The organism is Bacillus mexicanus (assembly GCF_050445615.1).
Taxonomy (GTDB): domain Bacteria; phylum Bacillota; class Bacilli; order Bacillales; family Bacillaceae; genus Bacillus; species Bacillus mexicanus.
In genome coordinates this window covers 246,413-259,470 of sequence record NZ_JBCEYV010000002.1, presented here as the reverse complement: position 1 = coordinate 259,470, position 13,058 = coordinate 246,413, and the positions used below count along the sequence as shown (strand labels likewise).

Annotated in this window: 10 protein-coding genes; 9 read left to right on the top strand and 1 reads right to left on the bottom strand. The window is 45.6% G+C overall.

Annotation, left to right across the window (positions count from 1 at the left end; translation table 11 throughout):
• Nucleotides 1-17: 17 nt before the first annotated feature.
• Nucleotides 18-1,103, bottom strand: coding sequence for an oxidoreductase (locus tag AAGG74_RS10990; RefSeq protein WP_429675906.1), 1,086 nt, complete (start codon nt 1,101-1,103; stop codon nt 18-20).
• 117 nt (nt 1,104-1,220) lie between these two features.
• On the opposite strand from AAGG74_RS10990, the gene csoR reads away from it, so the two are divergent.
• The 9 genes from csoR (at nt 1,221) to AAGG74_RS10945 (ending at nt 13,057) form a co-directional block, all read left to right on the top strand.
• Nucleotides 1,221-1,526 carry a copper-sensing transcriptional repressor CsoR gene (gene csoR, locus AAGG74_RS10985; RefSeq protein WP_162103564.1) on the top strand — a complete coding sequence of 102 codons (306 nt, stop codon included), beginning with the start codon at nt 1,221-1,223 and terminating at the stop codon, nt 1,524-1,526.
• A 73-nt stretch (nt 1,527-1,599) separates the two neighbouring features.
• On the top strand, nt 1,600-1,809 hold the full coding sequence (gene copZ, locus AAGG74_RS10980) for a copper chaperone CopZ (protein ID WP_429675422.1): 210 nt from the start codon (nt 1,600-1,602) through the stop codon (nt 1,807-1,809).
• A gap of 82 nt (nt 1,810-1,891) precedes the next feature.
• A complete protein-coding gene (gene copA / locus AAGG74_RS10975; RefSeq protein ID WP_429675421.1) occupies nt 1,892-4,303 on the top strand; it encodes a copper-exporting P-type ATPase CopA in 2,412 nt (803 codons plus the stop codon).
• A gap of 156 nt (nt 4,304-4,459) precedes the next feature.
• Complete coding sequence (locus AAGG74_RS10970) at nt 4,460-6,568, top strand: heavy metal translocating P-type ATPase (RefSeq protein WP_429675420.1); 2,109 nt, start codon at nt 4,460-4,462, stop codon at nt 6,566-6,568.
• 119 nt (nt 6,569-6,687) lie between these two features.
• On the top strand, nt 6,688-7,356 hold the full coding sequence (gene bdbD, locus AAGG74_RS10965) for a disulfide bond formation protein BdbD (RefSeq protein ID WP_162103560.1): 669 nt from the start codon (nt 6,688-6,690) through the stop codon (nt 7,354-7,356).
• 4 nt (nt 7,357-7,360) lie between these two features.
• A complete protein-coding gene (locus tag AAGG74_RS10960; protein WP_162103559.1) occupies nt 7,361-7,777 on the top strand; it encodes a disulfide oxidoreductase in 417 nt (138 codons plus the stop codon).
• Nucleotides 7,778-7,950: 173 nt separating this feature from the next.
• Complete coding sequence (locus AAGG74_RS10955) at nt 7,951-8,559, top strand: trimeric intracellular cation channel family protein (protein ID WP_162103558.1); 609 nt, start codon at nt 7,951-7,953, stop codon at nt 8,557-8,559.
• A gap of 185 nt (nt 8,560-8,744) precedes the next feature.
• Nucleotides 8,745-11,069 carry an RNA polymerase recycling motor HelD gene (gene helD / locus AAGG74_RS10950; RefSeq protein WP_429675419.1) on the top strand — a complete coding sequence of 775 codons (2,325 nt, stop codon included), beginning with the start codon at nt 8,745-8,747 and terminating at the stop codon, nt 11,067-11,069.
• A gap of 167 nt (nt 11,070-11,236) precedes the next feature.
• The gene (locus tag AAGG74_RS10945; RefSeq protein ID WP_429675905.1) at nt 11,237-13,057 is read left to right on the top strand and encodes an assimilatory sulfite reductase (NADPH) flavoprotein subunit; all 1,821 of its coding nucleotides are present in this window, start codon (nt 11,237-11,239) and stop codon (nt 13,055-13,057) included.
• Nucleotide 13,058: the final 1 nt, after the last annotated feature.

Below are 13,058 nucleotides of genomic sequence, written 5' to 3'. Positions count from 1 at the left end.
CGCGGGGAGGCTTTTGTTTATTCTTCAAGCATAATGGTTCGTTTCTCTTCACTGCTTTTCATCGCCGCTTCAATGATGCGGATAACATTGATTCCTTCTTCAGCGGTAATAGGCAGCGTGTCGCCTTTCCGCATGCTTTTGGCTATTTCGCGGTAATAAGTAAGGTAAGAGCCATTTACCGATGGAATGGTTTCTGTTTTTTTGTCTGTGCCGTGAACGGTTGTCAGCTCTCCGTAAAACGTCGGATCATCTGCTCCCCAGCTGTCATCCTCCGGTTTTTTACCCGCCCTGAGTGCGGCTTCCTGTCCATCAATTCCGTATTTGATAAAGCTGGAATGCTGTCCGTGAATTTGATAACGCGGGCCATTCGCCGGAACGACCGACCCGCCGTATAAAATGGCTTGGAGCTTGCCGTAATCCATTATCAAATGAAAATAATCAACGGTTTTGGCATTTTCCCGCTGGGTCATCACATTTGCAGTGACGGCTTTAGGCATTCCAAACAAATGGAGGGTTTGGTCTATGATATGGGAGCCAAGGTCATACAGCGTACCGGTGGCGACGCCTTCTTTATCCCGCCAGCGCGTTGCTTGAACCTCAGGTCTGTAGCGGTCATAGGAGACTTGATATGTATTGATATCTTCAAGAGACCCGTCAGCAATCAGTTTTTTAATCGTTAGAAAGTCATTATCCCAGCGCCGGTTATGATAGACACTTAGCAATACACCTTTTTCATCGGCAGCCTTCTTTAATTTCTGTCCCTCTTCGGCTGTCGCAGTCATCGGTTTTTCAATGACAACATGTTTACCGGCCTCAATACATGCCATAGCGTGCTCATAATGAAGGGCGCTCGGGGTAGTGACAATAACAAGCTCAATGCCCGGATCATTTGTGATGGCCTTAAGCTCATGCACAACTTCAGCATCCGGAAAATCTCGTTTTACTTCTTCTGTCCGTGATGTCATGACTTTGCTGATGTGGTACTCATTGAGAACGGCAAGCAGCGGCGCGTGAAAAACAGAACCCGACAGTCCGTATCCTAATATCCCAACCTGTATCGTATCCACTTTTTTCTCCCCTTTAAAAGCGTTTTCACATGAGATATATACCCTCTGGTGAAAATGGTAAAACCTAACTGGTGCACTTTTTTGCGGCAAGCTTAGACAACAGTTTGTACAATCAGTATAATGGGAATTAATATAAGAAACAGAGGTGTACGGATGGAGAACCATAACGAACATAAAGCATTAAATCATAAAAGCTCAAAGGAAAAGGATCAAATCACAAACCGCTTGAAGCGGATTGAAGGCCAGGTCAGAGGAATTCAAAATATGGTAGAAAACGATCGATATTGTGTGGACATACTTGTACAGATTTCAGCTGTTCAGGCGGCAATGAAAAATGTGGCGCTTCATTTGCTTGAGGATCATGCCCATCATTGTGTGGCAGATGCTATCAAAAGCGGAGACGGAGAACAGGCGATTTCTGAGCTATTAGACATATTTAAGAAGTTCACAAAGTCATAAAGTCTTTTTCAGTTGTAATACCCTACGGGGGTATGGTAGGATAAAGTCAGAAAGATAAACAGGAGGAATTCAGATGGAACAAAAAACATTGCAAGTGGAAGGAATGTCTTGTCAGCACTGCGTCAAAGCAGTTGAAACGAGTGTAGGAGAATTGAACGGCGTCAATGCTGTGCAAGTCGATCTGGAAGCGGGAAAAGTCGATGTTTCGTTTGATGCTGACAAAGTATCAGTTAAGGACATTTCAGATGCAATAGAAGATCAGGGCTATGATGTAGCTGAGTGATGCAAAGTATCGCGCCTTTATGGGGCGCGATATTTCTTAAATTCTTATATACCCCCGGGGTGTATATAAAGGAGTGAGTATGTTGAGTGAACAAAAGGAAATTGCCATGCAGATATCTGGGATGACCTGTGCGGCCTGTGCCACTAGAATTGAAAAAGGCCTCAAGCGGTTGCCGGGTGTCACAGACGCCAACGTCAATCTGGCAATGGAAACGTCAAATGTCACCTACGATCCTGCTGAAACAGGGGCTGAAGCGATTCAAGGGAAAATCGAAAAGTTGGGTTATCATGTCGTAACAGAAAAAGCTGAATTCGATATTGAGGGCATGACCTGTGCGGCCTGCGCCAATCGGATTGAAAAGCGGCTCAATAAAATGGAAGGCGTCACAAACGCTCCCGTAAATTTCGCTTTAGAAACAGTTATGGTCGAGTACAATCCAAAAGAAGCATCTGTCGGCGATTTGAAAGAAATCGTTGATAAACTGGGATATAAGCTTAAACCAAAGGGCGACGAGGACGGTGAGGCGGCTGCATCTAAAAAGAAAGATGAACGGAAACAAATGGCGAGATTGATCTTTTCAGCAGTTCTGTCGTTTCCATTGCTCTGGGCGATGGTGAGTCATTTTACGTTCACATCGTTCATTTGGGTGCCGGATATATTCCTTAATCCATGGATGCAGTTTGCGCTGGCGACGCCAGTGCAGTTTCTGATCGGCTGGCCATTTTATGTTAGTGCGTATAAGGCGCTCAAAAATAAAAGCGCCAATATGGATGTGTTGGTCGCGCTCGGGACGACGGCTGCTTACGCTTACAGTCTTTATCTTACAATTCAAAGCTTCGGTTCCCACGGGCATACAGACGGTCTTTACTATGAAACAAGCGCGATTTTGCTGACACTGATCTTATTGGGTAAGCTGTTTGAAACAAAAGCAAAGGGCCGTTCATCAGATGCCATTAAAAAGCTGATGAAGCTTCAAGCGAAAACAGCGACTGTCGTAAGAGATGGACAGGAACAAATCATCCCGATAGACGAAGTGCTTGTCGATGACGTTGTTTACGTCAAACCGGGCGAACGAATTCCTGTCGACGGAGAAGTAATTGAAGGCCTCTCGGCAGTTGATGAATCGATGATTACCGGAGAAAGTCTTCCTGTTGACAAAAAACCAGGTGACAGCGTGACAGGCGCAACCGTGAACTCAAACGGTTTCCTGAAAATCAAAGCAGTCAATGTCGGAAAGGATACGGCGCTTTCTCATATCATCAAAATCGTCGAGGAAGCACAAGGATCAAAAGCACCAATCCAGCGTCTCGCTGATCAGATTTCCGGCATTTTTGTGCCTATCGTATTAGGGATTGCGGTTCTCACGTTCCTCATTTGGTATCTTTGGGCCGCTCCCGGCGATTTTTCTGAAGCGATCAGCAAGTTCATTGCGGTTCTTGTCATTGCTTGTCCTTGCGCCCTCGGCCTTGCCACTCCGACGAGTATTATGGCTGGATCTGGGCGCGCTGCTGAATTCGGGATTCTTTTTAAAGGCGGCGAGCATTTAGAGAAAACATATCGTCTTGATACGATTGTTCTCGATAAAACCGGAACTGTCACAAACGGGAAGCCGCAACTGACAGATGCTATTCCGGTCGGCCGCTTTGAAGAAACCGACCTGCTTCAATTTGCAGCGGCAGCCGAAACGGGATCGGAGCACCCGCTCGGTGAAGCAATTGTTGCCGGGGTGAAAGACAAAGGGCTTGAGATACCGAAGCTGACCCGCTTTGAAGCAAAAATCGGCGCAGGCATTTTGGCTGAAGCCGGAGGCAAAACCATTCTTGTCGGCACAAGAAAGTTAATGGAGAGTGAACAGGTTGAGCATAGATCACTTCTTGCCCAAATGGAAGAACTTGAAGCGGAAGGAAAAACGGTTATGCTAGTTTCCATTGAAGGTGAAGCCGCAGGGCTTGTAGCTGTTGCCGATACGATAAAAGACACGTCACGGGCGGCAGTGGCGCGTCTGAAAGAGTTGGGGCTCGATGTCATCATGATGACAGGTGACAACCGCAGGACCGCAGAAGCCATCGCGAAGGAAGCTGGAATTACGAGTGTTATTGCGGAAGTCCTGCCTGAACAAAAGGCTGCGGAAATTTCCCGCCTGCAAAAAGAAGGTCGTCAGACGGCCATGGTGGGCGACGGAATTAACGATGCGCCGGCGCTTGCCACAGCCGATATTGGCATGGCAATTGGAACAGGGACGGACATTGCCATGGAATCAGCAGATATTACGCTGATTCGCGGCGACTTGAACAGCATTGCCGACGCAATCCGCATGAGCAGACTGACAATGAAAAATATTAAACAAAACTTATTCTGGGCGCTTGGCTATAACAGCCTCGGCATCCCAATCGCGGCGCTCGGATTTTTAGCTCCGTGGATCGCGGGAGCAGCAATGGCTTTCAGCTCTGTTTCTGTTGTTCTGAATGCGTTGCGTCTGCAGAGAGTAAAATAAAAATCGGCTATATGCCGGTTTTTGTTTTATATTGACACTTTCAGGGAATTGAACATATAATAGATGTAATTAATATATGAGTATATGTTCATATATATAAATTCACGAATACTCATTGATGCGCTTTAAAGAGGGAACCTTAAATCGGAAGGTAAGGTGAGACTAGTGAAACAGGAATATGTTCTGGACGGTTTGGATTGCAGCAACTGTGCTCAAAAAATTGAAAATGGCATCAAAGGCATAAATGGCATTGACGAATGTGCGGTTAATTTTGCGGCAAGCACCTTAATTGTCTCAGCTGATGGAAAAGAAGAGCGATGGGTCACCGATAAGGTGGAGAAAAAGGTGAAATCAATCGATCCGCATGTAATGGTTCGTCAAAAGCATAAAAAGAAGCCGGCTGATGACGGGTATCGTCATCGAATGATTAAGATGCTGGTTAGAATGTCAGCGGCTGTCATATTTGGAGCAGCGGCTTATTTCGTTCATTCCCGAACAATCGAATTTTTGCTTTTCCTCGCCGCCTATTTGATTATTGGCGGTGACATTATCATTCGGGCAGTCAAAAACATCAGCCGCGGTCAGGTGTTTGATGAGCATTTCTTGATGGCTCTTGCCACAATCGGCGCTTTTTTGATTCAGCAATACCCAGAAGGCGTCGCCGTTATGCTGTTTTATCAAATTGGCGAGCTTTTTCAAGGAGCAGCGGTCAGCCGGTCTAGAAAATCGATCAGTGCACTAATGGACATACGGCCTGATTATGCCAATGTGAAAACAGAGAACGGCATTGAACAGGTTTCTCCGGAAGATGTTCAGACAGGTAATATTATTGTGGTCAACCCGGGAGAAAGCATCCCGCTTGACGGTAAGGTTGTGCTGGGATCAGCAATGGTTGATACATCCGCTTTGACCGGTGAATCTGTACCGAGAAAAGCCGCAGAAGGGCAAGAGGTCATGTCAGGCTTTATCAACCAAAACGGCGTTCTCCATATTGAAGTCACAAAGGGCTATCAGGAATCTGCAGTATCGAAAATATTAGATTTGGTTCAGAATGCGAGCAGCCGTAAAGCCCGGACGGAAAACTTTATCACGAAATTTGCCAAGTATTATACACCTGCCGTGGTGATCATCGCGGCATTGCTGGCCTTTGTCCCTCCGCTGGTTCTTTCTGACGCCGCACTTTCCGATTGGGTGTACCGCGCGCTTATTTTCTTAGTGATTTCTTGCCCATGTGCGCTCGTTGTTTCTATACCGCTCGGTTTTTTCGGCGGGATTGGCGCAGCCTCAAAGGCTGGAGTGCTTGTGAAGGGAAGCAATTATTTAGAAGCCTTGAATCAAGTCAAATACGCTGTGTTTGATAAAACAGGGACACTAACAAAAGGCAGCTTTGAAGTAACAGAAATCAAACCTGCAGAAGGATTCACAAAGGATCGTTTGCTTGAAGCGGCCGCATATGCTGAGCTTCATTCACAGCATCCGATTGCTGAATCTGTTCGTAAAGCCTACGGAAAAGCAATTTCCTCTGACGCGATAGAATCCTATGAGGAAATAGCGGGCCACGGCATTGTTGCAAATGTAAACGGAACTAAGATTCTTGCCGGGAATAAAAAACTCATGGAAAGAGAACAGATTGAGGGCGTCTCAGATGAGCATGCCGGGACGATCGTACACATTGCTGTTGATCAACGCTATGCCGGAGCCATCATTATAGCGGATGAAGTAAAAGAAGATGCAGCACAGGCGATTGCCGATTTGAAATCATTCGGAATTAAACAGACAATTATGCTGACAGGTGATTCGAAACAAACAGGAGAAGCTGTCGGAAAACAGCTAGGCATCGACGAGGTGTATGCGGAGCTGCTGCCGCAGGATAAAGTGTCGCGGGTCGAAGCGTTAGAAGCCGAGCTTTCACAAAATGAAAAACTCATTTTTGTCGGTGACGGTATCAATGATACGCCGGTGCTTGCGCGTGCAGATATCGGAGCAGCCATGGGCGGACTTGGTTCAGACGCCGCGGTCGAAGCTGCAGACGTTGTGCTGATGACAGATCAGCCGTCCAAAATAGCGGAAGCGATTCGGATTGCGAAACGGACGCGGCGAATCGTGTGGCAAAACATCGGCTTTGCTTTAGGTGTAAAAGCGGTCTTTCTCATTCTTGGAGCATTTGGAATTGCGACGATGTGGGAAGCGGTTTTCTCAGATGTCGGCGTTACACTGCTCGCTGTGGCAAACGCCATGCGCGTTATGCGTGTCAAAAACAGATAAATTGTCGGAGAGAATTCAATTTTTCGGGGTTTTCTTACCGGCGCTTGTCTTGTTAAAATAAAGAAGTGGGTCAGATGTGATCCGCTTCTTTTTTAATTTTAAAACGATGAGGTGTCGGAGTGAAAAAGAAACAGCAGTCTTCTGCGAAATTTGCGGTTATCCTTACGGTTGTGGTTGTTGTCTTATTAGCAGCCATTGTTATCATTAATAACAAAATGGAACAAGACAATGAAGCGGTTTCCGCACAGCCGTCTATTAAAGGCCAGCCTGTGCTCGGCAAGGATGATGCACCGGTAACTGTAGTTGAATTCGGAGATTACAAATGTCCGTCTTGTAAGATGTTTAACAGTGACATCTTCCCAAAGATACAAAAAGACTTTATTGATAAGGGCGATGTGAAATTTTCATTCGTGAATGTGATGTTTCATGGAAAAGGCTCTAGATTAGCGGCTCTTGCATCAGAGGAAGTATGGAAAGAAGACCCTGACTCTTTCTGGGCATTCCATGAAAAGCTGTTCGAGAAACAGCCGGACACAGAACAGGAATGGGTAACACCAGCCGTCCTTGGTGATCTTGCCAAAAGCACCACAAAGATAAAACCTGAGGCGCTCAAGGACAACCTTGATAAGGAAACATTCGCTTCTCAAGTGGAAAAAGATTCTAACCTTAATCAGAAGATGAACATAAAAGAAACACCGACGATTTACGTGAATGATAAAGTGATCAAACATTTTGCGGATTATAAGGAAATCAAAGAAACGATAGAAAAAGAGCTGAAAGGGAAGTAGTCATATGAAAAAAAGAATCGTATTTTTATATGCTTCCTGGGTTGTCGCTCTTGTCGCTATGCTCGGCAGCCTGTATTTCAGTGAAATCAGAAAATTCGTCCCGTGTGAGCTGTGCTGGTACCAGCGTATCCTCATGTATCCGCTCGTGCTGATTTTAGGAATCGCGACCTTTCAAGGGGACACACGCGTGAAAAAATATGTGCTTCCGATGGCGATTATCGGAGCATTCGTTTCGACAATGCACTATTTAGAGCAAAAAGTGCCCGGCTTTGCCGGTATTAAGCCGTGTATAAGCGGCGTGCCGTGCTCAGGCCAATATATAAACTGGTTCGGCTTTATAACCATTCCATTCCTGGCCCTGATTGCTTTTATCCTGATTATTGTTTTTATGTGCCTGCTGAAAGGTGAAAAATCTGAGTAACGATAAAGCGTCCGCGTATGCCGGGTGCTTTTTTTGAATCTCGAAAACCCGTTTGATATATTCTCTCAACATTTATCTTTTTTATCGTAAAAATGTTGTTGATTTTACGCTCGAGCGATTATAAAATCTAGAGGTCGTCAGAAAAATTAACAAACATAAAGGGAGTCATCAGAATGGCTTGGGAGCTTCTCAGTGTAATTGGCATCATTGCGTTTGCAGTCAGTGGTGCAATCGTTGCGATGGAAGAGGAATATGATATTTTAGGAGTTTATATATTAGGAATCGTCACTGCCTTTGGAGGAGGAGCGATCCGTAATTTGCTGATCGGAGTTCCGGTGTCAGCATTATGGGAGCAAGGCGCATATTTTCAGATCGCTCTCGTGGCTATTACCATTGTGTTTCTATTTCCGAAGCTGTTGCTGAAGCATTGGAACAAATGGGGCAATTTATCAGATGCGATCGGCCTCGCAGCTTTCGCCATCCAAGGCGCGCTGTATGCCGTCAAAATGGGCCATCCGCTCAGTGCCGTCATTGTGGCTGCGGTGCTGACCGGGAGCGGCGGCGGTATAATTCGCGATCTTCTTGCCGGACGCAAGCCGCTTGTGCTGAAAGCAGAAATTTATGCAGTATGGGCGGCTCTAGGCGGATTAATCGTCGGCTTAGGCTGGCTGGGAAACTCATTCGGCTTGTATGTTCTGTTTTTCGTGCTCGTTGTGTGCCGCATTTGTTCCTATATGTTTAAGTGGAAGCTGCCAAACCGTTCTTTTCGTTTAGATAACTAGCATCAAAAAACCGATTTCGCATTGAAATCGGTTTTTTGCATATAAATAACCCAAACCTTGATTGATATTGGGTGATGTGGTAAGATAAATTGTATTTTCTCATTTATATATATCTATATATGTATCCAATTATATTATACAGTATTTCATCTATGTTTGTCAACTATTTTCTGGAGGTGCCGTTCATGAATCAGCAGGAAAAGGAATGGAAGGAAGAACAGTCAAGAATAGACGAGGTGCTGCAGGAGCTGGACAAAAAAGAGCGGTTTCTGGAAACGTCTGCGGGCGGGTTAAAGCAAGATATTATCGGGTTAAGAAAAAACTTTTGGGAGGATGTTAAGGTTAATCTTGATGATGCCCATGAAGCGGTTGAAACGATGGCGAGCATGAAGCAGCAGGCCGAGCTGCTGTCTGATCGGGAGCGGAATCATCGGCGTATAGATCAGCAGCTCAAACGAATTCACCAATTAAAAGCGTCGCCTTATTTTGGCCGGATTGATTTTGTTGAAAAGGGAGAGGGGATGGCGGAGCGAATTTATATTGGTTTGGCTTCTTTTATGGATGAGAAGGAGGAACAATTTCTGATCTATGACTGGAGAGCGCCGATATCAAGTATGTACTACAATTATTCCCCAGGAAAAGCGGAGTACGAAGTGCCCGGTGAAACGATAGAAGGCGAAATGTTGCTGAAACGCCAGTTTATCATCAAAAATGGCGCTCTTAAGGCGATGTTTAATACAGAGATGACGATTGGCGATGAGATGCTGCAAGAGGTATTAAGCCATCACTCTAACACCCAAATGAAAAACATCGTGTCAACGATTCAGAAAGAACAAAATCAGATTATCCGTAATGAAAAAAGCAAATTTCTGATCGTGCAGGGAGCGGCTGGAAGCGGAAAAACATCGGCCGCGCTTCAGCGTGTTGCTTATTTGTTATACAGACATCGCGGTGTTATTGATGCCGGACAAATCGTTTTATTTTCTCCTAACTTTTTATTTAACAGCTATGTCTCCTCTGTTTTGCCTGAGTTAGGAGAAGAGAATATGGAGCAGGCGACGTTTCAGGAATATATTGAGCATCGGCTTGGCCGCAAATTTCAATGTGAAAGCCCTTTTGAGCAGCTCGAATATTGCCTGACAGAAAAAACAGATGGCACTTTTCCTTTTAGGGTTTCGGCAATCAATTGGAAAGCTGGCTTATCTTTTCAGCGATTCATTGATGAATACGTCAAACGGCTGTCCTCTGAAGGAATGATTTTTAAAAACATCGTCTTCCGCGGACAAAAATTAATCACAAAGGAACAGATTCAATCCTATTTTTACTCACTTGACCAAAGCCAGTCCATTCCGAACCGCATGGAGCAAACGGCGAAGCGGCTGCTGGTTGAGCTAAACAAGCTTGAGAAAAAAGAACGGCGTAAAGATTGGGTCGTTCAGGCAGCTGAGCTTCTGGACAAAGAGGATTACTTGGACGTGTACAAAAAACTGCAGGAAAGAAAGCAGTTTAATGAGAATACATTTAACGATTATCAAAGAGAGCAACAGCTGCTTGCCGCCATCATTGTGAGAAAGGCTTTCAAGCCGCTTAAGCAAGCGGTCAAACGCTTCGCGTTTCTTGATGTAAAACAGCTGTATCTGCAATTGTTTTCTAGCTGCGAAACGAAGTCTCAGCTTGAGAAAATGGCAGAAATAGGAGAGTTGACCCGATCGGCATTTGCGGAAAATCAATTGCTTTATGAGGATGCGGCGCCGTTTCTTTATATGCAGGATCTCATTGAAGGCCGAAAGAAAAATACGAAGATCAAACACCTTTTTATTGACGAAGCTCAAGATTATTCGCCGTTTCAAATGGCGTACATGAGAAGCATTTTTCCAGCCGCCAGCATGACGGTGCTCGGCGATGTCAACCAGTCTATCTATTCCCATGCCATACATGGCGCAAAACGAATGGATGCGTACTTTGAAGGTGAGCCGGCTGAATATGTTCGTTTAAAGAGAACGTATAGATCAACAAGGCAGATTGTCGAGCTGACAAAAACAATGCTTCAGGACGGAGCGGACATTGAGCCTTTTAACAGAGACGGGGAAATGCCTCTTGTCTTCAAAACGAAAGAACGTGAGGACCTTTGTCAAAAGCTTACGAAAGAAATTGAACGGCTCAAAACGCAAGGTCATGAAACGATAGCCGTCATTTGCAAGACTGCGCAGCAAAGCATACAAGCACACGCGCACATGAGTGAATATATAGATGTTCGATTGATCCATAAAGAAAATCAAACATTTCAAAAAGGAGTTTGTATCATTCCGATTTATTTAGCGAAGGGGATTGAGTTTGACGCAGTCCTCGTTTACGATGCATCAGAAGAACAATTCCGAACTGAGCATGATCGCAGGCTGTTATACACTGCCTGCACCCGAGCCATGCATGTGCTTTCGGTGTTTTATACAGGGAATGCCAGTCCGTTTGTAACGGCTGTGCCGCCTCATTTATATCAGAATGCTGAATGAAGAGAAGGAGATCCTTCTCTTTTTTATTTAATGAAACAAAGCGGTTTTATCATTAGGATTCTTAATAGTTATCATCATGTAAATATATTTTACTTAAGCCTAGTATTCCGGTAAAGTTTAATTAGATGCAATTTTCGATCAGTTTATAACTTTGTGAGGTGGATATGTTGCAACTTCAGGTAATGAACAGTCCGTTTAATCAGGAGCAGGCAGAGCTCCTTAACCGCCTTCTGCCAACCTTAACCGAATCTCAAAAAATTTGGCTGAGCGGATATTTATCTGCTCAATCTGTTTCCGTTCAAGTAACGGCGGGGACGCCAGTAGCAGCTGTGTCTGCAGAAGCGCCGGCACCGGCTGTTTCCAAAGAAGTAACCGTTCTTTACGGTTCACAGACAGGAAACGCACAGGAGCTTGCGGAGAACGCCGGCAAGCAGCTTGAACAGCGCGGTTTTCAAGTGAACGTTTCATCTATGAGCGATTTCAAGCCGAATCAGCTGAAGAAAGTAAACAATCTTTTGATCGTTGTCAGTACGCACGGTGAAGGTGACCCTCCCGATAACGCGCTATCGTTTCATGAATTTCTGCATGGAAGACGGGCGCCTAAGCTTGAAGACCTTCGTTTTTCCGTTTTGGCGCTTGGTGACAGCTCGTACGAATTTTTCTGCCAGACAGGGAAAGAGTTTGACCAGCGCTTAGAAGAACTCGGGGGAACTCGGATTTCTCCGCGCGTTGATTGCGACCTTGACTATGATGAGCCGGCAGCAGAATGGCTTGAGAGCGTATTTGAGGGATTAAGTGAAGCCGGGGGCGGAAGTGGTGCACCGGCGCCGGCAACTGCTGCGCCTCAAACCGGTGAGTCTTCATATTCCAGAACAAACCCGTTTCGGGCTGAAGTGTTAGAAAATATAAATTTGAACGGCAGAGGATCGAATAAAGAAACACGCCATGTGGAGCTGTCTCTTGAGGGATCTGGCCTGACATACGAGCCTGGTGACAGCCTCGGCGTCTATCCGGAAAACGATCCTGAGCTTGTGGATCTGCTGCTTAAAGAAATGAATTGGGACCCTGAGGAAATTGTGACGATCAATAAGCAAGGTGATGTTCGTCCGCTGAAAGAAGCGCTGATTTCTCACTACGAGATTACCATTCTCACAAAACCGCTTCTTGAACAGGCGGCCCAGCTGTCTGGGAGCGATGAGCTTAGAGAGCTTTTAGCTCCGGGGAATGAAGAGAACGTAAAAGCATATCTTGAAGGGCGAGATTTGCTTGATCTCGTTCGGGATTATGGCCCATTCAGCGTATCAGCGCAGGAGTTTGTTTCGATTCTTCGGAAACTGCCGGCCCGTCTCTATTCGATTGCGAGCAGTTTATCAGCAAATCCGGATGAAGTGCATTTAACGATCGGCGCAGTCCGCTACGATTCGCACGGCCGTGAACGAAAAGGTGTCTGCTCGATTTTATGTGCAGAGCGTCTACAGCCGGGCGACACACTGCCGGTTTATGTCCAGCATAATCAAAACTTTAAGCTTCCGAAAGATCCTGAAACGCCGATTATCATGGTCGGCCCTGGGACAGGCGTTGCGCCGTTCCGTTCCTTTATGCAGGAGCGTGAAGAAACGGGTGCGGAAGGAAAAGCATGGATGTTCTTTGGCGATCAGCACTTTGTGACAGATTTCCTTTACCAGACAGAGTGGCAGAATTGGCTTAAAGACGGTGTGCTGACAAAAATGGATGTGGCGTTCTCACGCGATACGGAAGAAAAAGTCTATGTGCAGCATCGCATGCTTGAACAGAGCGCAGAATTGTTCGAATGGCTTCAAGAAGGTGCGGCTGTTTACGTTTGCGGCGATGAAAAGCATATGGCGCATGACGTCCATCACACATTGCTTGATATTATCGAAAAAGAAGGCAATATGGGCCGTGATGAAGCGGAAGCTTATCTTGCCGATTTGCAGCAGCAAAAACGCTACCAGCGTGATGTATACTGAT